The sequence below is a fragment of the Paenibacillus sp. FSL H7-0756 genome, from assembly GCF_038006765.1.
Classification (GTDB): Bacteria; Bacillota; Bacilli; order Paenibacillales; family Paenibacillaceae; genus Paenibacillus_AQ.
Window position 1 is genome coordinate 411,409 of sequence record NZ_JBBOVT010000002.1, and the last position, 22,963, is coordinate 434,371.

Annotated in this window: 24 protein-coding genes; 19 read left to right on the forward strand and 5 right to left on the reverse strand. The window is 52.7% G+C overall.

The window, feature by feature from the left end:
- The first annotated feature begins 19 nt into the window (after nucleotides 1-19).
- From NST04_RS18540 to NST04_RS18570, 7 genes are all read left to right on the forward strand, one after another.
- On the forward strand, nucleotides 20-724 hold the full coding sequence (locus NST04_RS18540; RefSeq protein WP_341185546.1) for a dihydroorotate dehydrogenase electron transfer subunit: 705 nt from the start codon (nucleotides 20-22) through the stop codon (nucleotides 722-724).
- Nucleotides 717-1,649 (forward strand): dihydroorotate dehydrogenase, encoded by a 933-nt coding sequence (locus tag NST04_RS18545; RefSeq protein WP_341185547.1) that lies wholly within the window; start codon nucleotides 717-719, stop codon nucleotides 1,647-1,649. The genes NST04_RS18540 and NST04_RS18545 overlap by 8 nt, the downstream gene beginning before the upstream one ends.
- Before the next feature lie 87 nt (nucleotides 1,650-1,736).
- Nucleotides 1,737-2,087: a prenylated flavin chaperone LpdD gene (lpdD, locus tag NST04_RS18550; protein WP_341185548.1), complete on the forward strand. Its 351-nt coding sequence runs from the start codon at nucleotides 1,737-1,739 to the stop codon at nucleotides 2,085-2,087.
- Nucleotides 2,088-2,155: 68 nt separating this feature from the next.
- Nucleotides 2,156-2,824 (forward strand): PspA/IM30 family protein, encoded by a 669-nt coding sequence (locus NST04_RS18555; protein WP_036695416.1) that lies wholly within the window; start codon nucleotides 2,156-2,158, stop codon nucleotides 2,822-2,824.
- A 126-nt stretch (nucleotides 2,825-2,950) separates the two neighbouring features.
- A complete protein-coding gene (locus tag NST04_RS18560) occupies nucleotides 2,951-3,361 on the forward strand; it encodes a DUF350 domain-containing protein (RefSeq protein WP_036695415.1) in 411 nt (136 codons plus the stop codon).
- Between the two features lie 38 nt (nucleotides 3,362-3,399).
- Nucleotides 3,400-3,906 (forward strand): DUF4178 domain-containing protein, encoded by a 507-nt coding sequence (locus NST04_RS18565; protein ID WP_341185549.1) that lies wholly within the window; start codon nucleotides 3,400-3,402, stop codon nucleotides 3,904-3,906.
- Nucleotides 3,907-4,091: 185 nt separating this feature from the next.
- A complete protein-coding gene (locus NST04_RS18570) occupies nucleotides 4,092-5,366 on the forward strand; it encodes a molybdopterin molybdotransferase MoeA (protein ID WP_341185550.1) in 1,275 nt (424 codons plus the stop codon).
- Between the two features lie 546 nt (nucleotides 5,367-5,912).
- Here NST04_RS18570 and map read toward each other — a convergent pair.
- The 4 genes from map to xerS form a co-directional block, all read right to left on the reverse strand.
- On the reverse strand, nucleotides 5,913-6,662 hold the full coding sequence (map, locus tag NST04_RS18575) for a type I methionyl aminopeptidase (protein ID WP_341185551.1): 750 nt from the start codon (nucleotides 6,660-6,662) through the stop codon (nucleotides 5,913-5,915).
- Nucleotides 6,663-6,719: 57 nt separating this feature from the next.
- Complete coding sequence (locus tag NST04_RS18580; protein ID WP_341185552.1) at nucleotides 6,720-7,346, reverse strand: TetR/AcrR family transcriptional regulator; 627 nt, start codon at nucleotides 7,344-7,346, stop codon at nucleotides 6,720-6,722.
- A 143-nt stretch (nucleotides 7,347-7,489) separates the two neighbouring features.
- Nucleotides 7,490-8,359 (reverse strand): pentapeptide repeat-containing protein, encoded by an 870-nt coding sequence (locus NST04_RS18585; protein ID WP_341185553.1) that lies wholly within the window; start codon nucleotides 8,357-8,359, stop codon nucleotides 7,490-7,492.
- Nucleotides 8,360-8,406: 47 nt separating this feature from the next.
- Entirely contained in the window at nucleotides 8,407-9,501 is a 1,095-nt protein-coding gene (gene xerS / locus NST04_RS18590; protein WP_341186793.1) for a tyrosine recombinase XerS, read from the reverse strand.
- 135 nt (nucleotides 9,502-9,636) lie between these two features.
- Here xerS and NST04_RS18595 point away from each other — a divergent pair, with 135 nt between their 5' ends.
- From NST04_RS18595 to NST04_RS18615, 5 genes are all read left to right on the forward strand, one after another.
- The gene (locus tag NST04_RS18595) at nucleotides 9,637-10,146 is read left to right on the forward strand and encodes a GNAT family N-acetyltransferase (RefSeq protein WP_341185554.1); all 510 of its coding nucleotides are present in this window, start codon (nucleotides 9,637-9,639) and stop codon (nucleotides 10,144-10,146) included.
- Nucleotides 10,147-10,179: 33 nt separating this feature from the next.
- Nucleotides 10,180-11,241 carry a hypothetical protein gene (locus tag NST04_RS18600; protein WP_341185555.1) on the forward strand — a complete coding sequence of 354 codons (1,062 nt, stop codon included), beginning with the start codon at nucleotides 10,180-10,182 and terminating at the stop codon, nucleotides 11,239-11,241.
- 186 nt (nucleotides 11,242-11,427) lie between these two features.
- On the forward strand, nucleotides 11,428-12,060 hold the full coding sequence (locus NST04_RS18605) for a TetR/AcrR family transcriptional regulator (protein ID WP_341185556.1): 633 nt from the start codon (nucleotides 11,428-11,430) through the stop codon (nucleotides 12,058-12,060).
- Between the two features lies 1 nt (nucleotide 12,061).
- On the forward strand, nucleotides 12,062-12,961 hold the full coding sequence (locus NST04_RS18610) for a hypothetical protein (RefSeq protein ID WP_341185557.1): 900 nt from the start codon (nucleotides 12,062-12,064) through the stop codon (nucleotides 12,959-12,961).
- A gap of 11 nt (nucleotides 12,962-12,972) precedes the next feature.
- Nucleotides 12,973-13,461, forward strand: a complete 489-nt coding sequence (locus NST04_RS18615) for a flavodoxin domain-containing protein (RefSeq protein ID WP_036695408.1) — start codon at nucleotides 12,973-12,975, stop codon at nucleotides 13,459-13,461.
- A gap of 712 nt (nucleotides 13,462-14,173) precedes the next feature.
- Here NST04_RS18615 and NST04_RS18620 read toward each other — a convergent pair.
- Nucleotides 14,174-15,127, reverse strand: coding sequence for a Gfo/Idh/MocA family protein (locus NST04_RS18620; protein ID WP_341185558.1), 954 nt, complete (start codon nucleotides 15,125-15,127; stop codon nucleotides 14,174-14,176).
- A 101-nt stretch (nucleotides 15,128-15,228) separates the two neighbouring features.
- On the opposite strand from NST04_RS18620, the gene NST04_RS18625 reads away from it, so the two are divergent.
- The 7 genes from NST04_RS18625 to NST04_RS18655 all read left to right on the forward strand — a co-directional run bounded on the left by NST04_RS18625 (nucleotide 15,229) and on the right by NST04_RS18655 (nucleotide 22,961).
- Nucleotides 15,229-16,188, forward strand: coding sequence for a helix-turn-helix transcriptional regulator (locus tag NST04_RS18625; protein ID WP_341185559.1), 960 nt, complete (start codon nucleotides 15,229-15,231; stop codon nucleotides 16,186-16,188).
- Between the two features lie 242 nt (nucleotides 16,189-16,430).
- Nucleotides 16,431-18,236 (forward strand): cache domain-containing sensor histidine kinase, encoded by a 1,806-nt coding sequence (locus NST04_RS18630; protein WP_341185560.1) that lies wholly within the window; start codon nucleotides 16,431-16,433, stop codon nucleotides 18,234-18,236.
- The gene (locus tag NST04_RS18635; RefSeq protein ID WP_341185561.1) at nucleotides 18,229-18,996 is read left to right on the forward strand and encodes a response regulator transcription factor; all 768 of its coding nucleotides are present in this window, start codon (nucleotides 18,229-18,231) and stop codon (nucleotides 18,994-18,996) included. Before NST04_RS18630 ends, NST04_RS18635 begins: the two co-directional genes overlap by 8 nt.
- A gap of 131 nt (nucleotides 18,997-19,127) precedes the next feature.
- The gene (locus tag NST04_RS18640) at nucleotides 19,128-20,417 is read left to right on the forward strand and encodes an ABC transporter substrate-binding protein (RefSeq protein ID WP_341185562.1); all 1,290 of its coding nucleotides are present in this window, start codon (nucleotides 19,128-19,130) and stop codon (nucleotides 20,415-20,417) included.
- An 86-nt stretch (nucleotides 20,418-20,503) separates the two neighbouring features.
- Complete coding sequence (locus NST04_RS18645; RefSeq protein ID WP_341185563.1) at nucleotides 20,504-21,196, forward strand: hypothetical protein; 693 nt, start codon at nucleotides 20,504-20,506, stop codon at nucleotides 21,194-21,196.
- Between the two features lie 18 nt (nucleotides 21,197-21,214).
- Complete coding sequence (locus tag NST04_RS18650; protein WP_341185564.1) at nucleotides 21,215-22,129, forward strand: carbohydrate ABC transporter permease; 915 nt, start codon at nucleotides 21,215-21,217, stop codon at nucleotides 22,127-22,129.
- On the forward strand, nucleotides 22,113-22,961 hold the full coding sequence (locus tag NST04_RS18655; RefSeq protein ID WP_341185565.1) for a carbohydrate ABC transporter permease: 849 nt from the start codon (nucleotides 22,113-22,115) through the stop codon (nucleotides 22,959-22,961). Before NST04_RS18650 ends, NST04_RS18655 begins: the two co-directional genes overlap by 17 nt.
- Nucleotides 22,962-22,963: the final 2 nt, after the last annotated feature.

Sequence of the window (22,963 nt, forward strand, 5' to 3'; positions counted from 1 at the left end):
TTTGAAGGAGCTTGATAACGTGGCGACGGTGATTAGTAATGAGCGGCTGGCTGAAGGAGTATACCACCTGGCAGTTGAAGGGGGGAACAGCGGGGAGATGGGTCAGTTCTACATGCTGCGGGCGTGGGGAGCCTATCCGCTGCTGTCCAGACCGCTTAGCATACATCAGGTGAATGATAACGGTGTTGAATTCTTGTATCACGTAGTAGGCGAAGGTACTGAGATCCTTGCCGGATTGAATCCGGGCGATCCGGTGGAGCTGGAGGGGCCGTTCGGTACAGGCTTCCCGCAGGTAGAAGGTAAGGTTGCGTTAGTGGGCGGGGGGATCGGAATTGCTCCGCTGTATTATTGTGCGCAGAAGCTTCCGGGAAGCGATATCTATCTCGGCTTCAGCCGCGAGCCATTCCGTACTGAAGCCTTCCGTCCTCTGGCTGCTGAGCTGACCGTCGATGTAGGCGGACTGATCCTGGACAGCGTGGATTTCTCGGCGTATGACCATATCTTCGTCTGCGGCCCGCATCCGATGCTGAAGGCCGCACAGCTTAAGGGAACCGCTGCGGATTCCGCAGGTAAGCGCCCAGACGTCTATCTGTCGCTGGAGAACCGGATGGCCTGCGGCATCGGCGCTTGTCTGGTCTGCAGCGTCTCCTGCAAGGACGGGCAGCGCAAAGCCTGTGCAGACGGTCCTGTCTTCCTGGCTGAGGAGGTATTATTCCATGATTAATACAAGTGCAACGATTGCCGGTGTATCCTTCAAGAACCCGATTGTGATGGCTTCCGGCACCTTCGGCTTCGGCCGTGAATATGGCCGGTTATATGATGTTTCACTGCTTGGCGGAATCTCCGGCAAAGGGCTTACGCTTCATGCCAAAGCCGGTAATCCCGGAATCCGCGTCTATGAGACCCCTTCCGGGATGCTGAACAGCGTAGGACTTGAGAATCCTGGCGTAGAAGCTTTTCTGGCCAAGGAACTTCCATATTGGGAGACACTAGATACCGCACGTATTGTGAACCTTGGCGGCAACACGCTGGCGGATTACGTACTGGGCGCTGAGCTGATTCAGCGTGATGCGGATGCCCGTCTTCTGGCCGGAAATCCGGCCGTGGATATGATTGAGCTGAATATCTCCTGCCCGAACGTGAAGGAGGGCGGGATTGCTTTTGGCATCAAAACTCCGGCAGCCCAGGAAGTGGTTCGTGCGGTACGGGCGGCTACAAGCCTGCCGCTGGCCGTGAAGCTGTCGCCGAATGCCGAGGATATCGCAGAGATGGCAGTGATGTGCGAAGCAGAGGGTGCGGACGCCGTCTCTCTGATCAACACGATCTCCGGGATGAAGATTGATGTCCGCCGCCGCCGCAGTGTGTTCAATAACCTCTATGCGGGACTGTCCGGACCAGCCATTAAGCCGGTGGCTCTGCGTATGGTGCACCAGGTATCCCGCAGGGTAAGCATTCCGGTAATCGGTATGGGCGGCATCACTTCGGCTACGGATATTATTGAATTTATTATGGCGGGAGCGACTGTAATACAGGTTGGAACCTACAACTTCATGAATTTGCGGGCGGGCAGCACGCTTGTAGAAGAATTGCAGCAGTTTATGAAGGAAGAGAATATTTCCTCACTGGATGAGATCCGTGGTATTGTATAGGCAGCAGGCCGGTTTGCAATGATCTTTTTGACGCAGAAGGAGAGATCTCTACAGCCTATGGTTAATATAAAGGGAGGGGAGTTCATCTTGACAACGAATCCGGTGCATCCTGATGATATTGTGTTATCCGAGACCGAGGTGGGCCGTGATCTGCTGCTGCTGATTACTGGTGGAGTGCGCCATATCGGTGCGGCAAGTACGGCGTACATGGACGGAGAACTCGCGCGGGTGATGACCTCTGCCGTTCCCCATCATAAGGAGCATACGATCAGTGAAGCCATTGCGCTGAAGGCTGCGGCCGCATTGAACCGGACAGTCACGGTTGTGATGGGCATTCACTATGACGATCTGAGCAAAGAAGGCATCCTTGCGGTCGTAAATATTGTGAATGATAAGGTGGAGCAATATTTAGTGCAGAAGGCCGGAAGAAATTTTTGAAACGATCCTCATCTCCCTGCGTAAAAGATACCATTGAACCACTAACTTTACTTTTGGAGGAATGAACCATGTCTATATTTAAAAGATTGCGTGATCTGACCATGTCCAATGTGAATGCGATTATTGATAAAGCAGAAGATCCGGTTAAAATGACCGACCAGTACATCCGTGACATGACGGAGGATCTGGAGGATGCCGAGAAAGCGGTAGCTGCCCAGATCGCTATTGAGAAGAAATTCAAACAATTGTACGAAGAGCAGGAAGCGCTGGTGAACAAGCGTAATCAGCAAGCTCATGCAGCCGCTCAGGCCGGTAATGCCGATCTGGCCCGCCGTGCTCTTGAAGAGAAGAAATCGGCTGAAGCCAAGCTTGTAGAGTACAAGGCCAGCTTCGACCAGAACAAGGCTTCCGCAGACAATCTGCGCGGCAAGCTCGACGAAATGCGCAAACAGCTTACCCAGATGAAAAACAAGCGGGAGACACTCGTTGCCCGTTACAACGCTGCGAAGGCGCAGACCGAAATCAACAAAGCGATGAGCGGCTTCAGCTCCGACTCCGCTTCTGCCGGACTCAAACGGATGGAAGACAAGATGCTGCAGGCCGAAGCACAGGCAGAAGCCAGCAACGAGATGAGCTCGGGCAACAAATCGCTGGATGATGAGTTCGAGAAACTGGGCAAAGACCAGGCGGTTGAAGATGAGCTGGCTGCGCTGATGAAGCAATACGAGAAACAATAACATATTGGCAGAAGCCGGACTTTAGGCAATTGTCCACAGGCGAAGGGGAGACAGAACCAGCGGTTTCTCCTTCGCTTTATGTTTGTCTTACCTGTTAGGAAATATGAACAAGCGGGGGCTGGAGTAATGGATTTCGATACCCTGGTGTCCATGGTAGTATGGACGGTCAGCGGCGCAGTGCTGCTGTGTGTGCTGATGCTCGTGGATTCGCTGTTTACCCGTTATAATGATATGGAAGAGCTGAAGGCGGGGAACATGGCTGTGACTACCCGGCTGGTGTTGAAGCTGCTGTCACAAGGCTATATTTTATCGGCATCCATTGCTGCGGCGAACCGGCTCGGGACCGCCCTTATAGTCTCTATAGTATCTTTTGTCCTGTTATTCGTGCTGGAGAAGACGGTAGAGCAGCTCCTGAGCCGGTGGGGGAACCTTGAACTGGATCATGGCACCCAGCTTGGCAAGGTCGGCTACGGCCTGATGGCAGGCTCGCTGCATGTGACCGGAGCATTGATTATTGCGGCCTTTATTCGCGGATAAGAAAGATTAGCGTACCAATCTGTAGGAGGATGATGGCTTTGGGTCTTTGGAAAAGAATCGGCAATCTGTTCTCGAAGCCGGAGGCGCCTAAAGCGCCCGCAAGCATGCTGACCCTGTCTCCCGGAGATATCTGTGAGGTCTCCCTGGTCACCTATGAAGTGACGGGCCGGACGAAGACGAGCGGCCGGAATGCAGTCGTACTGACGCTGCGCGACGGGAGCCGGATCGCCTATCTGTATATAGAAGAGCGGGAAGAGCTGCAATACAGATTGTATCACCCGATCGACGGGCGTCTGGACAGTCCTTCCGAGGTTCCGGCTACCCTGGAGCTGGATGACCGGACCTTTTATCTGGAAGAAGAATATGAAGGATATGCCGCCGTTACCGGACAGACGCCTTATATGAACGGCGGGGAGCAGCATGTCTGGCAATACCAGTCGGATAATTCGCGGCTGCTGCGCGTGGAATGGCAGAATGGACGGTTCATGCTCTATGAGGGTGAAAGTGTCCTTTCGGCTGATGTCAGAGTGATCCGCGCGTCATAAGCTTGACTGGAGCAGGGCTGTTCTGCTGACAGCAGACAATGGAACAGAATTGGGATTGAATAAGGGATGCATGTGCTTGTTACAGGCCTGTGCATCCCTTTTGCTATGTCTTCATGTTAGAATAGGGCATAATTGGCTTAATGAGCAGCAAACCACCGGATGAAACAGAAGGAGTGAATTGAAGAGTGACAAACGAATACAGTAATGATAAATTTCAGCGGGCAGCGCTTCAAGTTGCAGAGGCGCAAGGCAGGCTGAAGCCTTATGCTGCGCTGCTTGCACAGGAAGCTGTACCCCTGCATCTCAGCAGCGGGCGTTATCTGGCTGAGTCTGCACATGCACCGCATCCTTTTCCGGCGTTTGACCGCTCCAGCATGGACGGCTTTGCCGTGATTGCGGCAGACACTTTAGCGGCAGGAGAACCTGACACGGTATGGCTTGAAGTCGTAGATGTCATTCCCTGCGGCGCAGTAGCCTCCAGAGAGATTACAGCAGGTACTGCTGCGCGCATTATGACGGGAGCGCAGATTCCAGGCGGCGCAGATACAGTGATTATGATGGAAGCTACGGAGAGCCGGATGGAAGGCGGAGTTACCTATGTCGGTATTCGCAAGCCGCAAGAGCGGGGGCTGCATATTACCCCTTGCGGGTTAGAGCTTAGAACAGGTGATCCAGTGCTTCTTGAAGGGACTCTAATCGGCGCTGGTGAAATTGCTGTTCTGGCAGCGCTCGGGGTGCCGGAGGTTCCGGTCCGCCGCAGACCCAAGGTAGCGGTCTTCGCTACCGGAACTGAACTGCTGGAGGTGGACGAGCCGTTAGTCCCGGGCAAAATCCGCAACAGCAACTCCCCCATGCTGGAGGCGCTAATCCGGGAGGCGGGCGGTGAGCCCGTGATGCTGGGAGCGATCATCGATGATATGGAGCTGGCCCGCAGTAAGGTGCAGATGGCCCTGGAGAGCTATGATCTGGTGATTACTACCGGCGGCGTATCTGTCGGTGATTATGATATTATGGGGGATTTGGTCCGTGAGCAGAGCGGAGAGATGCTGTTCAATAAAATAGCCATGCGCCCCGGCAGCGTCACTACAGCAGCCGTTCGCGGCGGGAGCATCCTGCTCGCCTTATCCGGCAATCCGGGCGCCTGTTTCGTAGGATTCCAGCTGTTTGCCCGTCCGGTCATCGGGCTGATGCAGGGTGCAGCCCAGCCGTATCTGCCCGAGTGGACCGCGGTGCTGGGTGAAGATTATAAGCGGGCCAACAGCTTCACCCGCTATGTCCGCGCCCGTCTGGAGATCCGCGAAGCAGTGCTCTATGCTTATCCAGCCGCTGTAGACGAGTCATCCGTCACGGTTACGATCAAAGACAGCGATTGCCTGATCGTCATCCCGCCGGACAGCGGACAATTATCTGCTGGTGACAAGGTAACTGTGCTGAAGCTGCCTGGTGAGATCAGGGGATGAGACATGGCAAGTCTCAGTAATTATACTATTTCATCATATGAAAAATTCATAATAGAACCGCAAAACCCGGTCATTTATCTGATAACGGTAGCTGATTGTATTTCCTGCAATAGAAACCGCCTAATTGACCGTGAAATGAGATTCTATTGTACTTCATACAGTAGAATGTTGTGTTTTGGATGAAAAAGGTCCTTTGTTCAACATTCGATTGTACGGAATACAATAGATTTTATTTCGAAGCCGTTTTTACCGCGTTCTATTGTACAAAATACAGTTGCTATCGTTCCAGCGTCTACAGCACCCGAATAACTGCTGCTTTGAATTCAAAATTAGTTAAAAATTCAACACATGAAAAATTCACAATAGTAAGTTCAAAATCTACCCCCAAAACACTAACCAGCACCCAACAAGCAATACCATCCTATCGCGCGACTGCTTCCAACGCCATAACCGCAAAACCCGGTTACAAGGGTAACAAACAAAACCCTCCAGTTTTCTAATAGGGGACAGTCCCTAGACAGAAACGGGAGGGTTCTACTACAATAATTACTGTGCCGTTAAAATTAAAGGTCCATCTGCAGTAATTGCAATGGTATGTTCATACTGTGCGGAGAGCTTGCCGTCAGCCGTTCTCGCGGTCCATTCATCATCGTCGATGGTGATCTCGTATGTGCCTTCGTTAATCATCGGCTCAATCGTAAATACCATGCCTTCTTTGAGGCGGATGCCTTTGCCAGCAGTGCCGATGTGTACATAGCTCGGCTCCTCATGGAGGCTTCGTCCGATGCCATGCGCCAACAGATCACGCACGACGGAATAACCGTGTGCTTCGGCATGCTGCTGGATAGCCGATGTGATGTCACCCAGCCGTCCTCCCGGAACAGCCCGGGCAATGCCCAGGTCGAGGCATTCCTTCGTAACCTGCATTAATCTCTGCGCCTCCGGCCCGATCTCACCCACAGCGTAGCTCATGCACGAATCTCCGAACCAACCTCCGTATTGCGCCACAATATCCAGCTTCAGCAAGTCACCTTCCTTCACGACCCGTTTGCTGGATGGAATCCCGTGAGCAACCACATCATTAATAGATATGCAGGTCTCGGCAGGGAATCCGTTGTAGCCTTTGGTGAATTGCTTGCCGCCGAGCTGGGTGATATGTTTGGCCACAAAATCATTAATTTCAAGCGTAGTGATTCCAGGTACAATGTGTTTGGACACCTCGCGGTAGCAATCGGCAACAATTTGGCTGGCTTGCTTCATCTCTTCAATTTCTCTGGGGGATTTAAGAATAATCATGTTGTGTGTATCCGCTCCTTCATCTTTCAATAGTGTCTGTCTTTTAGTGTCTTTCTTTTATAGTTTCAGAACTCTGACGATCTCCGTTGCATCTTCATTCAGCTGCCCTCTGCGGAGGGACAATGCAGCACAGCCGACCAGAGCAGCTAGCAGCATCTCTGTGTGCTGTAATTCATGCTGCGCATCGACAGTTGCTCGCTCAGGAGACACTGAGACCTCCATAAGTCCGGTGCCAAGCATCGTGGACAGCGGGGTCAGCACCTCCCGGCGGAACCCGGCAATGAGCGGGGAAGAGCGGGCTTCAGGCAGGGTAGGGAATCCCTCACCCGCCTGCTTACACAACAGATAGATAGCGTGATCTTCCGCCCATAGCTGCAATAGCCGCACCCCGGCGGCAGAGCTCTCCAGCGGGAGCTTTAACGGTAGCTCCGGCTCTGCCATAGGCGGAGACTTCAGCCATTCCGCTGCCCGGTCGAGCGCATCCCATAACAAGTCGTGAAGCAAATCGCCCTTATTGCTGTAATAATGATAGACCGTACCATAACCGAGACCGGCCTCCGCAGCCACATCCCGGATTTCTAATAGAGGCCCTTTATTCAAAAATACGTCCGCTGCTGCTTTGCGGATCTGCACCAGCCGCCGCAGCCGGATATCTTCGTTCTGTTCCTTCGTGCGGGGAGTCATCTTATCCGTTCACCTCGTTTGTTTTAGACCTGCTGTCATGTCAATATAAAACAAAGGTAGGCATATGGCAAGGAGAAATGTTTGAACCAACCCTCTGAACAACACAAAAAAAACCGGATAGAACATCATCCGGTTTATTCTCCTTAGACCCAGTGCTCCGGATGCCTTAAGGCTTCCGGGAGCTTGGTGGACGGACTGCCTTGGGCAGCTTGCAGCTGCGCCTGAGTCAGGAAGAGGCTGCCCCGCAGATCGGCTCCGCGCAGATTCGTGTCGCGGAAATCTGCGCCAATCAGATCGGCGAACCGCAGGTCAGCACCGCTGAGGTCTGCAGCGATCAGATACGCGCCGCGTAAGCTGAGGCAGCGAAGGTCGGCCCCGCGCAGCTTGGCCCCAATCAGATCAGCCCCGCGTCCGAAGTTCTTCTGGCGCTTCGGAGCCGGTGAGAGCTGCTTGCGGGCAGCGGTGCGCGCTAGCTCGCTGGCATGCAGCAGCAGTTCGTTGACTTCAGCCCGGTGCACAGGCACTTCGAGCTGAAGCAGCTTTTCCGGGCTGAGCAGGGTGAGGGCCTGCGTCTGCTCCAGCATTTGGATAAGTGAAACATGCAGGGTCTCGGCCCCGCGCAGCGTCAGTGCCTCGTGCAGATACCATAGCAGCTCATGCAGCTGGCGCATTACAGGAAGAACCTCGAACATCTGTCCCGCAGTCTCGGGAGCCTGACGCCAGTCGCGTCCGCCATAGGTCAGATTGGAGATTTTCTGACCGGCCCCGAAGCAGTCGTATACTGTACATCCCCGGAAGCCGCGTTCTCTTAGCTCCGTATGAATGCCGCATAAGAAGTCCTCCCGCAGATTGGGACAGGGCTGTCCGGCAGGCTTGTCAATAGCGAAGTCTGAGGAAGCAGAGAAATGAAGCGCTGCGCAGCATAGTCCGAAGCAGTTCAGGCAATCCGATTGCAGCTCCGGCAGTCCGGGATTCGTAGTATGGGATTCAGGAAATGAATGATTGTCTAACAAGTGTATTCCTCCAAAAAATGATTGGGATTAACATAGCGGTTCATACGTTACTGCGGCGGGTCATTGTCCATACGGCGTTCAATCGCCTCAGACATCGTTTTATCCGTGAGGTGGGCATAGATCTCGGTAGTCTCCGTAGAAGCATGGCCCAGTTGTTCCTTCGTCCGGTAAATATCGTTCTGCAGGTAATAATCGGTGGCAAAAGAGTGCCGCAGCTTATGCACCGTCAGATAAGGCTTGCCGAACCGTTTGGCGTATTTAATGATCATCTCCTGGATCGCCCGTTTGGTCATCCGTTTGCCTTCTTTGCTGCCGTTGGGCAGGGCAATGAAGAGGGCTTTTTCCCGTTTCGGCGTCTTATACCTGCTCTGGCGGAGGCCTAGATACAAGCTGAGATCATCCTTCGACTGTTCCCGGAAATAGACCGGGGTCTTGAAGGTCTCGTCGTTATGACCCTTACGGAAGACATAGAGCAGCTTATTGTTGACATCCAGATCATCCACGTTCAGGTTGACCACCTCGGAGACGCGCAGGCCGGAATTCAGAATAAGACTGGCAATACAGGCATCCCGTTCACGGTTGAGCTGCCAAGAATAATAAGCCTGCTTATTGGCTTCCACATCTGTCCCATATCCATCATAAATGTAGCCCACGAACTCCAGCAGTTCTTCGTCCTCCAGAATTTTACCTTTGAGCTTGGCGGCCGTATCCTTCGGCTTGTGAATGCGCTTGATCTCAACCTTGGCCATAATGTTACGCTTCAGCAGCGGGTAGAAGTTCTCATCCTCAGCAATCTGGCTCAGATAATGGAACAGCGAGCGCAGCGCAGACAGCTTACGGGAGACGGTCACCCGCGAATTGGCATTCTCAGCCCGGGTGGTCAAGTGCAGACGGTAGCCGACAATGCTGTCCATATGCAGGGTCTCCAGCTCAAGCAGAGTAATGTCAGCATTGCTGGCCGCAACAGACAGACCTTCACCCCGCAGCCAGCCGAAAAAGGATTCATAGTCCCGGATATACTCCAGCAGTGTGGAGGGGGACAGATCCGGCCGTTTATAGTCGATAAACTGCTGGACGAACCAGGGCATCTGCGGCAGCCGCTGATCCAGGTTTGCCCGGTCGGTAGCTTTTTGAATACTGATGAGCTTCACCTTCTTTATAGTTTCCCCCAGGGGGAGGGCTGTGCTTCTATCTTACCATGTTTCCGGCAAACCTTGCTCCTGATGAGACAAAGTTATATGATGGGTAGTAAACGAAAACGGCAGAGGTGAACCTTAATGGAACTTGGAATCGAGCTGGTTCCTAAAGAACAGAAGCAGATTATAAGCAGATTGATGCAGTTCTATTTGTATGACTTTACCCGCTACCTGGAGCTGCAGGTGGACCGTGAAGGATTGTTCCCGTCCTATCCCGGACTTGAGGCTTACTGGAGCAGCGGTAAAAATAAATTTGCCTACCTGTTCACCGTAGACGGCAATGTCGCAGGCTTTGCCCTGATCGACCGTCTGTTGCGCGACCCGGAGGGCGAGTTCTATATGACGGAGTTCTTTGTGATGCAGCGCTACCGGCGCAGCGGCGTAGGAACCTGGGCGGCACACCGGCTGTTCGACATGTTCCCCGGCAGCTGGAAGGTGTCGCAGATTCGTGCCAACACCCCCGCGCGGGATTTCTGGCACCGGGTCATCGGAGCGTATACCGGCGGTGATTTCCAGGAGCGGTTCAACTCGCGCCAAGGCAATCCCAGCCAATACTTCAGCACATTAAATACTAACGGAGTTAAGAAATAAATGTAGCTATTCCTGGCAGGCTTCAGCGCAACTTTGGATCGTATCCGGCGTCTGGTAACTGAGGTGATTAGATTGTCCAAGCGAATGAGCTTATGGGGAGCGGGCTGTATAGCGGTTGTAATAGCAATCAGCACAGGCTGCAGTAATGCCGCGGATCAGGGGTCTTCGGGTGTTGAGCATACGGATCAGCCGTCAGCAACGCCCGCAGCAGCTACGGCAATAGCGGCTCCTGCAACCGCGGTTCCGGCTCCGTCGGCAACAGCCGCGCCTGCTGTCAAATCCAAGTCGCTGATTCCCGAAGTACGGGAGTATACAGGAAGCGGCAGCGGCTACGAGCTGGATGGCGTCAATGTCCAAGCGGATTACTCCGCAGACAAGACTTTACCGCTGGGAGTGTTTCTGCCGGAGACGATGATTCGTTTTGAACAGGAGGGCAGAACGGCGTGGGGGACAGCGGACAAGCATAATTATATTACGTTAATTAAGCTAAGCTCTGAGAAGGATGCAATGGGCGGGAAGTTCGAACCGGGTACAGACCCGGGACTGCTGAAGTTCAAGGAGTATGATGGGAGCAGGGTGGAGGGGGACCGGAGGGTTGAGGCCTTTATTTTCACAGCCAACAAGGATTCTTACCGGGCCGAGATCCACATTCAAGATGAACAACGGGATAAGCTGCTTCCCCTCTTCACATCCATGCTGAGTGGTATGGAGTACATGGAGAAGCAACCTCCGATTAAGCCGGGGGTCTTCTTCAAGGTCCCTGATGTAGGCTCCAGTCCGGGCAATAAGCAAGCGCTCCAGGAGACACTGGACTGTATTGCAGCCTGGGCAGCTAAGGACAAAGAAAAGTTCGCTGCCACGATGTATTCACCGCTGCTTAATGACAACTTACAACCCTACTTACTGGATAATAAGAATGTCTACCGCTTCAATAAACTGACCGTAGTCGGAATTCCTGTCGAGGGAACTAAACGGGCGGCCTTCTTTGTGGAGTTTACGCAGATGACCTCTGAGGGCTATATTACGGACAGCAACATTGAGATCTCCCTGCTGTTGAATAAGCAAGGGGAGTGGAAGATCGCTAGTATTGATTAGGCAGAGCACCTGCCGAAGCTCGAAAGCTTGAGACACCTATGGGGTTTCAGGCTTTTTTGCTGTATAAATAATCACAACCTTCTAAGGTCCCGGCGGCTATAATTTAGGTTGAACGGTGTTCAAAAACATTACAGTGTTTAATTGAGTCCGGAACAGCCACACCCAAACAGAAGGAGTCTAACGATCATGGGCAAAGCAGAGAGACAAGAGCAGGAGCGCGAAGCGATGCGTAATCTGATTCTGACTACGGCTGGCGAGCTGTTGGCAGAGAAGGGGATCAGGCAGCTGTCGATCCGCAAAATCGCTGAACGGATGGAGTATTCAGCCGGTATTATTTATCACTATTTTCAGGGGAAAGAGGACATTGTGGAGCAGCTTCTTCAGCGGGGCTACCGGGAGCTAATGGGCGGACTGATTGCCGGATCGGAAGCTTCAGCGGATGAAACCTCTCCAGAAGAGCGCTTAAGACGCTCGCTGAGACAGTTCATTAAGGTCACAACCGCAGAAGGCTCACAGTACCGGAGTATGATGCTGAATGATTCGCCGTCCGTGCTTAGCCACACTGGGGTTTTGCATCAGGGAGCAGCCCTGGAACGCAGCGGGATCGCGGGTCTCTGTGATACGCTCCGTCAATTTAGCGGTATGGCCTCCTGTGAGCAGAGGGAGCTTGAGCTCACCGCCCAAATTATCTGGAGCGCAGCTTTTGGGCTGATTATGAGGCTGATGGTGGAGGGGAATCTGCCTGAGGCGCAGAAGGAGGCTCTGATTAACCGGCACATAGAAGCGATGGTCCATATTGCACAAGGATCGGGGGATTAAGGTGAGACATAGACGAACCATTAGCTTGTTAACGTGGATGGTGATAGTGCTTGGGATTGTTGCGTCAGGAATCGGGCTCTTTTCAGGTGACGGGGCGGAGAAGGGGGGAAGTCATCCATTCTATACCTCCATCCGGGGAGAAAAGATTGAGTTGTACGGTACCGGCATCTACAAGGATGATTCTTTATCCGCAGCCTCTCAGGCGATCGCTCAAGATGGCATTACGCTAGTGGCGGGAATTCCTTTGCTGCTCGTATCTCTGCTCCTGAGTCTTAGAGGAATGATCAGAGGACGGCTGCTGCTGGCCGGAGCGCTCGGATATTTCACCTATACCTATGCTTCATACTGTTTTCTGGCCATGTATAATGATCTGTTTCTGGTCTATGTCATGCTCTTCTCGGCAAGCTTATTTGCATTTATTATGGTCTTTCGCTCGTTGGAGCGGGATGGGGTATTGATGAATTCGCAGCTTCCGGCGGTAAGAATTGGCTTCATCCTGCTGCTGATCGCCTTCCTGATTATCATGCTTTGGCTGGGACGGATTGCCGGCGGCTGGCGGCAGGGTACCTCACCTGAGGGGCTGGAGCATTATACCACGCTGGTGATTCAGGCACTGGATTTAGCTGTATTGCTTCCGGTCATGGTGCTAACAGGGGGATTGCTCGTCCGTAGGCAGTCTTACGGTTACCTTCTGGCTCCTGTTGTCCTGGTAAAAGCGGCAACCCTGCTAACCTCTATTTCCTCCATGATGATTGGGATGCTGAGGGCAGGAGTTCATGTCTCCATGGTAGAGTTGATCCTGTTTCCAATCTTCAATCTGGCAGTCATCTGGTGTCTCATTCTTGTACTTCGCAACGCGCAGGAACCCGCACCACCTGCAATCCCATTACCTATAGAATAGAGGCGGACTTCATGAGCAATCGGATCTTGATCGTGTATGCAAGCAAATACGGATGTACTGAAAAAGCCGCTTTACTGCTGCAAGCCAGGCTGGACGGGGCTGAGGTGGTGAATCTGAGATCTGGCAAGTTGCCCGATCTGACTGGCTACGACACAGTAATTTTAGGCGGCTCGATCTACTATGGAAGAATCCGTAAGGAGATGGCTGCATTTACAGCCCAGCACAAGCAAGAGCTTTTAACCAAACGGCTGGGATTGTACATCTGTGCAGGAATGACAGGGGAGAAGGGGGAGCAGGAGCTTAAGCAGGCATATCCCGGGATCATCTACAACAAGGCGCTTGCCAGAGAGATCATGGGCGATGAGATCTACCCGGACCGGATATCTGCGCTGGATAAGTGGGTTATACGTATGGTAAAAGGCAAGGAGCACAAGACAGGAGGCGGGCTGTCCATGGATAAGCTGGAACGCTTCGCGCATACGATGGCGGCAGGCGGGTAGGGTGGAGGAGAACGAAGGTTAGCGGCGATGTAATGAGGTGGAGCAGCAGTATTTTGAAGCGCCAATGCGTTAAATTGAAGGGGAATTAGACGAAAAGAGAGACGGCAAAACATCGACGGCAATACATCGATAGAACATAATAAATATTATGTTAACTTAAAGTCGCTAACGATAGTGTAACAAAACAAAACCCACAAAACGGAATACAGCAACTCCACACTTTCTAATCACCATATTTCAACATATGAAAAATTCACAATAGAAAAAACAAAAATACAAGCTCCCCTAATCACTACGCCTAACGTCAAACTCTGATCTGAACTTAGCGGCTAACACACGGAAAAAGGAGGAAAAACCCTGCCAAATCGGGCCTTCGTTGTCAACCCATTGGGCCAAGGCAGTGAGGGATGAGCCGGCAGAGGGTTGCCGAGTGAAGCTGTTGAAGGAAACACGTGGAAAAATGTATCTTGTTTCAGTAGTATTCAATAGATTTCCCGAAGCAATTGGAAAAACAGCATCTACTGGAGGCGATGTTACGTATTAGCCGGGAATGCGCCTGAAGAAGTGCCATTTTTCCAACTGTTGTCCCAAGAGGGACGATTCGTTCATCAGCAAATGTAGAAAATCCAACAACTTCCGTTCCCCAAACTTCGCTTAGTACCGGGCGGCCCGATACTTGAAGCCTGCATTGGCCAGTTTCTGGCCGGCAGAATCACAAAGCTACTGTGCCCGCTGTAAGCTGATCCGTCATTTGGAAGGCCATGTTCAGAGACTTCAGCGCATGTCGCAGCGACAGCGTAGAATTTGTCCCGTCCCTGAGGCTCAAGAGGGCGTGGCGCAAGCTTTTGGCATAGGTATTACTCGGAATCAGCGGGATGGACACTTGTCCCTCGGAAGTGTACGCGGCAAGGCTCGCCTGGATCACCCCATTCGCACCACTGCACTCACGGAACTCCAGCTTCGCCTGCGCGAAATAGGCTTCATACCCGATAGTAAAAGGATAACTCCCCGGCATCTGCGAAGAAACGGTGAGCTGTGCACTCCACTCGGGCTGCAGGAAGGAGGCCAGGACCAGCGCCTGTCCATCCTTGCCCCCGGAGGTCCCCCAGACCGCAGAAGGTTCAGGTGAATCCATCAGCCAGGCGACGAAATCCAGCTCATGAATCATCAGATTGGCAGCGATGGCCGGGAGGCCCAGATCTCCCCAGAGCGGAGCAGTCTCCCGGCGCATACTCAGATGCAGTAGCTTCCCGTAGGTCTGCTCACGAACCGCCTGTTCCAGGTATTCATAGGCATAATCGAATTTGATGAATTGGTTAACGAGGATGCTGCGGCCATACCGCTGTTCAGCGTCCATTAGCTCCCGCCCTTCTTCAGGCTCCAGAACAACTGGCGTCTCACAAAAAACATGTTTGCCCCGTCTCAGCGCCTCTACCGCATAGGTCTTATGTAACGCAGACGGCAGACAGATATCCACTACGTCAATCGCGGGATCAGACAGAATGTCCTCAGCATTCATCGTAATCTCTACCCCGAGCTCTTCCTTCAGCTTCAGCAGCTTGGCCTCATTCCTCCCGAAGACCACGATCTGGTTCACGAACTCCATTTGCTTCAGCAGAGAGGCGTGATACGCCCCGAATCCAGTTCCCAATATGCCAATGTTCATTTGCAGCAGCTCCTTGATTTTGATACATTCATCTTAACGCAGTATTATTGACAACAGAGTGGCAAGAATAGCTAACGAATCATGAGAATTGGGGGAGACGCATGCGGCTGCACCGACTGATTGCTATACTTTTACTGCTTGAATCCCGGGGCAAAATGAAGGCCAAGGAGCTGGCCGAAGCACTGGAAACCTCTGTCCGTTCGATCTATAGGGATGTTGATGTCCTGGCGGAATCGGGCATTCCACTTGTGTCGGCCACCGGGCCGAACGGCGGGATTTCGCTCATGGAAGGCTATACGGTCAATCTGCGGAGGCTGCATGGGGAAGAGGTGGTCCAGCTCTTTTTGACAGGGATGGGCATGCCGGCCAGCGGTTCAGGAGAGACGAGTCTGCTGCTCAAGAGTGTGCTTTTGAAGCTGGAAGCAAGTTTGCCCGCACCTTACCAGGAGGATATACGTACCGCGCAGCGCCGGTTCCTGTTCGATGCTACGCCGTGGTGGAGCGCTCAGGCAACAGTGCCGTATCTTGAGACTCTGCGCACTGCGGTGTGGCGGGAGCTGAAGATTACGGCAGATTATCTTAAGGTGAATGGGGAGAAATCGCTGCGGAAGCTGCAGCCCTATGGACTGATCGTGAAGCAGGGGGAGTGGTATCTTGCGGCCTATTGCGAGCGGGCAGGTGATCTGCGAACATTCAAATGCGAAAGGTTCACAGCCGTTACCTTGTTGGACGAGACCTATGCCATCCCTGAGCAGTTCTCTCTCCAAGGCTACTGGAGTCAAGCAGAGCAAGCCTTCGTTCTGACCAGCAGAGCGCGGGAGTTCTATCCGGTGGTCATCCGTACTCGCGTTAAGAATGAGCAGATATTGCAGGGGCTGGAGGTCATGAATACCCAATCTGATGGAGAAGCTCAGCTGGTTACGGTGAATATGTATGATTATAGCTCAGCCTGTGCGAGGGTGCTGCCGCTATTGGTTCATGCTGAAATTGTGGGACCGCCGGAGCTGAGAGAGTATTTCAGCAATCAAGTACAAATGTGGGATAAAATGTATAATCACTAGTTACTTCAACATAATAAATGTTATGTTAACCTAACTAGTGATCCAAGAGTGACAATAATAAACCCCAGACCTTGCTTGTCAGCAGGTTTGGGGTTTATTGACTTTGTTGAACCGTACCTTTTCCAAACATAAGAGGATAGAATTCAATTACAGAACATTATACGATAAACTGTAAAGAGGTTTAGATGTCAGCTTACTTAACAAAAGGAGGACTTGAGATGCTGCGGGGGCTGATCCTACGGTTGAGAAGAAGTAAAATGCGCACCAGACTGCTGCTCTTGTTCACCATGCTGACGCTGCTGCCGTTAAGTGTGCAGGGGATGGTGACGTACCGTCATTTCTCCTCCACCCTGAACGAGAAAACAAAGCAATATACAGTGGATGTGGCCGGACAGGCCAACGCCAATCTGGATAGGCTGCTGAAGGATCTGGAGCGGTTGTCGCTGATGCCTCTGTATGATGAACAGGTGTTATCTATTCTGGCTAAATACGATGGTCCTATGGGCTCAGGCACATGGGCACTGTCTGATGATTATCAGAAAATGAAGCTATATACCTCTGCACAGGCCTATGATCGCCCGGAAATCCGGGGGATTCACCTGCTTAGTAACAGCGGAACCCTGTTCTCCAACGTGGAACCGCTTGCGGTCAACACCTCGTGGGATGGCAGGCATGACGAATGGTTCAGCGCCCTTACGCGGTCGGACGGCGAGTGGATTATTCTTCCTCCGCATCTTCCGTCTTATTATGCCGGAACCGACCCCTCATCATATATTTCGGTGGCCAGAGTTATCAAGGAACCTAGTACGCTGAGACGTCTGGGCTATATCCTTATCGACGCTAAGCAATCGGCCTTCGGCTCCGTTTTCTCGAAGCTGAAGATTGAAGAGTCCACGAATTTGATGATCATCGATGGAGACCAGCGGCTGCTGTATGAGCAAAAGCCGGATAACGGGCAGTCGGCCTACGGCCAGCTTATGGGCTCCGGGCGGATCAATGAGCTGCGTGGCGGGGAGCGGGAGAGGCTGGGCGGCACAGATTATTTGTTTATCAGCCATAAGTCCCCGTATTCGGGCTTGTCCGTGATCGGTCTGACTCCCATTGGAGTTATGCTGAAGGAATCGCGCGCGATGATGATTTTCACGTTATGGCTTGCCCTCTTTTGCCTGGTGACGGTGCTTCTGCTCGCTTATGCGGTATCGTACCGGATTACCCTCCCGCTGGTGGAGCTCAAGAGTAATATGTCCAGGGTGGAGCGGGGCGATTTCAACAAGCGGGTCAGTCCGCTGGGGGGAGATGAATTCGGGCAGCTCGGGCGCGGATTCAACAAGATGATGGACGAAATCAACCGCCTGTTTCATGAGGTGCTTGTGACCCGCCTCCGGGAAAAGGAGGCAGAGCTGTCCGCCCTGCAGAGCCAGATTAACCCGCATTTTATCTATAATACGCTGGAGTCGATCAATATGATGGCCGTCCAGCGCAGGCATGAAGAGGTATCGGATATGGTATCCGCACTGGGCAAGCTGCTTCGCTATACCATTGACAAGGCCGGCCGGCTCGTATCGCTGGGAGAGGAGATAGCATTCGTAGACTCCTATGTGCGTATCCAGCAGATTCGTTTCGGCGGTAAGCTGACGGTGCATAACGAGATTGAAGAAGAAGTATTGCATTTGCGCATTCCGAAGCTTACCATTCAGCCGCTGGTGGAGAATGCAATAGATCACGGGATCGCGGGGCGTGAAGCAGGCACGATCTGGGTGTCAGCGCTGCGTTTTGACAACGAGCTATTCATTACGGTGCGTGACGACGGGAACGGCTTAGAGGAGGAGGAACTCACGGCGCTGAACCGGGAGATCGAACAAGACCCCTCCATGGATTCGCTCCGGCGAAGCGAGAAGGAGAGTCTGGGGCTGCGCAATATCGGCCAGCGGATTAAGCTGCTGTACGGGGAAGGCGGGAGCCTTACGGTTGACGGAAGTCCGGGGCAAGGGCTGGCCGTGACCATTACGATAACGATACCGGAATCAGGGGGAGAAGAGGATGTATAAAGTGCTGCTCGTAGAGGACGAAATCGTGATCAGACAAGGGATGCGCGAGCTCATTAGCCGGTCGGCGCCCTTTTTCGAGGTAACGGCTGAAATGCCGGGTGGACGGGAGGCGCTCCTGTACTTAAAGTCCGAGCTGCCGGACGTGATGATTACCGATATTCGTATGAAGGAAATGGACGGTCTGGCGCTGGCTGAAAAGGTGAAGTCGATGTACCCCGGGCTGCTGGTCATTATTGTGAGCGGATACGGAGAATTTGAATATGCCCAAAAAGCCATAGAATACGGCGTTCTTCATTACCTGTTAAAGCCGGTAGAACGCCATGAGCTGGTTAGCGTGATGGAAAAAGCACGGCTGCTGCTAGATAAGCGTCACGGAATGTCATCCCTGGAACAGATGCCAGACCCGCTGCGGGTGGAGAGCGGTGGAGATACACGCAAAATCATACGGGATGTTAAGGAATATGTCAGACTGCATATTGATGGAGATCTGCGGCTGCAGACGGTAGCTTCCCATGTCAATCTGAACGCTACGTATCTGAGCCAGCTGTTCAAGGGGGAGGCGGGCTGCAATTATTCAGACTATGTAACCGATTCCCGCATGGAACGGGCAAAGTGGCTGCTCAGCCATACCCAGCTTAAAATTTATGATGTCGCCCGGCTATCCGGCCATCAAAGCCCGAAGCATTTCATGCTGGTGTTCAAGCAGCAGACGGGGATGACGGGTGGAGAATACCGCAATCAATTTAATAGTCAAGAATGAAATGTTAGTTAATCTAACGTAAAAACATAAATATAACGAACCATTCCTGTATTTTGGATGATTTCTACACCGGATACGTCTCCTTTATACTAAAAGAGTCATTAAAACTAACATATCAAAGGGGGATATTCATGAAAAAAGCAGGAGTAGTGCTTCTTTCAGCCATGCTGCTGGGTTTAACGGCAGGTTGTGCCAAGCCCGCAGCAAGCGGAAATGCTGAGAGTCCCGGGAAACAGGGAGATGTGGAGTTAAAGTTTCTGATGTGGGGCAATCAAGGGCATATGGATGTGTACAACAAGCTGATCAGCCAATTTGAAGCAGACAATCCGGGCATTAAGGTGACCATGGATTCGGTGCCATTCACGGATTATCAGCAGAAAATATCCGTCCTGGCCGCTGGGAAATCCCTTCCGGATATCGCCTGGGTCTCGGAGCGGATGATCCCGCAGTTCAAGGCCAACGGGATTCTGGCGGATGTCTCCTCCTTCAAAGACGATGCTTCCTTTAACCTGGACGATTATATTCCGAGCACGCTAGATTTGTTCCGGGACGGGGATCAATTGCTTGGCCTGCCGTTCTCGACACCGCCGGTGGTCATGTTCTACAACAAGACGCTGTTCGATAAGGCGAACCTGACCGACCCGAATACACTGGCCTCCGAAGGGAAATGGACCTGGAAGACCTTCGAGGAATCCGCCAAAGCAATTGCTGTCAAAGACGCTGGGGGCCGGGTATATGGCGCGAACTTCTTCCGTGACTGGAAGACCTGGGCCATTCTGTCTTCGTACGCCTGGTCTTATGGAAGCGGCCCGTTCAATGAGGATCTGACCGCTTTCACCTGGAACGACCAGTACGGCGTGGAGACCCTGGAGCTGCTGGAGCGGATGATGTATAAGGACGAATCCCACCCGAAAGCAGGCGAGCAGATCAGCTTCGATGCGGGGAATCTGGGAATGTTCTTCGACAACTACAGCTATGTCTCGAAAGCGCGAGACATTAAAGGGTTTGAATGGAGCATTGCACCGATGCCGTCCGGCTCCGCAGGCAGTGTTCCGATGCTGGGCCAAGCAGGCTATACGCTGTTCAAGGACAGCAAGCATCCGGAGGAAGCCAAAAAGCTTCTCAAGCTGTTCGCCAGCCAGTCAGGCATTGAGGCGACATCTACTTATTTCGTACCTCCGCGCACATCGGTGCTGAGTTCCGATGCGTTCCTGAATCAGCCGAACAACCCGCCAGCCGAGCACATCATGCAAGCTGTTATCGATGAAATGCCGAAGGCGCGCATCATTCCAGGCCACATCCGCTGGCAAGATATCGATAATGCGGTGCTGCAAGGCTTTGACCGCCTGTTCGGCCAATCCGCATCCGCCAAGGACAACATGGCGAAGATGCAGAGCGATGTCGAGGCCATTTTGAAATAAGACTCCGGGCAAGGGGCCGTCAACCGGCGTTCAGCAGAGTGCAGCGTCCGGCTTGACGGACCGCCCGTTATGGGGAGCGAAATACAATGGGTAAATTGAAGCGCAGATTGGAGCAAAGCGGCCTGTCCTTGATTATCAGCCTTCCTGCCAATGATGTAAGACTGGCAAAAGCAGCGCTTGAGGAAGGCGCAGATGCTTTGAAGGTTCATTTTAATGTCGGCCACCGGGCCAGCGGTACGCATTTCGGTCCGCTTGAGGGCTATGAAGATATTTTTAGCGAGATTCGCTCTACCTTTGACGGTCCCTTTGGGGTAGTGCCCTCAGGCAGCTTAGAAGGTGTGTCGGAAGAAGAGGTTAGGCGGCTTGCGCCGCTCGGGTTCGATTTCTATTCGATCTATGCCCATCATCTGCCGTCCTTTATGCTGGAGGATCACGGCTTGGACCGGACCTTTGCCATTAATGACACCTATGATCTCAGTCAGGTCCGGGAAGGGGCGCAGTTCGGGATCACAGCGCTTGAAGCTTCGATTGTGCCTGGCAGCGAATACGGGACGGGTCTTAGCTTCGCAGATCTGCTGAAATACCGGTATTTGGCCGACCATTCCGGTCTTCCCGTACTGGTGCCTTCCCAGCGCAAGCTGGTTACAGGAGATGTACCGTCCTTGCAGCGCGCGGGAGTGAAAGCGATCATGTTAGGTGCAGTGGTGACGGGCAAGACAGAAGATGAGCTGCGGCGTGCGGTTAGCTCGTTCCGTGGTGCCATAGACAAATTGAGCTAGGGGGCGGTGAATTCCGGCATGAACAGAAAGGTCAAGAGACGAAACAAGGGTCCGCTTGCCCGCGAGGCACAGGTGACCGGATGGCTTTTTATATCGCCAATGCTGCTTGGTTTCACGTTATTATTGTTATTTCCGATGGGGAAAGCGCTCTATATGAGCCTAAATGACTGGCCGCTGCTTGGCGAGCACCGGTTTGTCGGTCTGGATAATTACAAGGATATTGCGGTGGACCCGCTGTTCTGGAAGGTTTTCGGCAACACGGCTTATTTCACACTGGGTCTGGTGCCGTTTAACATTGTGCTGGCTCTGATGCTGGCGCTGCTGTTATCCCGAAGCCTGAAGGGTATCGGCATCTTCCGTACCGCGATCTTCGTTCCCGTAATGACTTCGCTGATCGTATGGTCCATCGTCTGGAAGTACATGTTCGCCACCGATTCCGGGCTGATCAATCAGCTCTTGATGCTGTTCAACATTAAAGGGGCCGCCTGGCTGTATGACGAGAGACTGGCAATGCCGGCTGTTATCGTAACAAGTGTACTGAAGAACGTGGGGCTGAATATGGTGCTCTTCATCGCTGCGATCCAGCAGGTATCGCGTTCGCTCTACGAGGCGGCTGAGCTGGACGGGGCAGGCAAAACCCGGAGCTTTTTCAACGTGACCCTGCCTATGATTACGCCAACCGTATTTCTGACCGTGGTGATGACCGTAATTGGCTCGCTGAAGGTATTCGGCCAGATCTATGTCATGACCCAGGGCGGCCCGAGTAACAGCACCAAGGTGCTGGTCTATTACATCTGGGAAAAAGCGTTCAAGCTGTTCCAGATGGGCTACGCTTCGGCGCTTGCATTTGTGTTGTTCTTTGTCGTGTTGATCTTGACTCTGCTGCAGTGGCAGCTGCGAAAGAGGTGGGTATTCAATGAGAGCGACGCCTAGTGCCAGCAAAAAGTGGTCTGTAGCAGGAGTGTATGCTGCATTAACGGCGGTATCGCTGATTATGCTTGTTCCGTTTCTGTGGATGCTGTCCACCTCCTTCAAACGGCCGCAGGATATTTTCACCTACCCGCCGCAGCTGATTCCGCCGGTATTTCAGTTTCAGAATTATGTGGATGTCTTTACGCTGATCCCGTTTCACCGCTTCTATTTTAACAGTGTCTATATCTCGTTTGTCGTGGTGGCGGGAACGGTGTTTTTCGCTTCGCTGGCCGGTTATGCGTTTGCCAAGATTCCCTTCACCGGAAGAAATGCCGTATTTCTGGTGTTGCTCAGTGCGATGATGATTCCGCATGAAGTGACGGCGATCCCGATGTTCCTGTTCATGCGCGACCTGGGCTGGATTGACACGCATCTGCCGTTGATTCTGTTGCCGATCTTCGGCGCAAGCGGCGTGTTCGGGATCTTCGTCATGCGCCAATTTTTCATCACTGTACCCACGGAGCTTGAGGAAGCGGCGATGATCGACGGCTGCAGCCGGTTCCGCATTTACTGGAAGATCATGCTGCCGATTGCCCGTCCCGGGATGGCAACACTGACGATTTTCACGTTCGTGTCCATCTGGAATGAATTCTTCGACCCGCTTATTTTCATTAATACGCGTGAGCTGATGACTTTGCCGCTGGGATTATCGTTGTTTACAGATGAAGTGGGCACTTCCTGGCATTATCTGATGAGCGCCACCGTCATGGCAACCGTGCCGCTGCTGATCGTCTTCTTCCTGGCGCAGAAGCGGTTCATCGAGGGCGTAGCTATGACGGGGCTGAAGGAATAGCA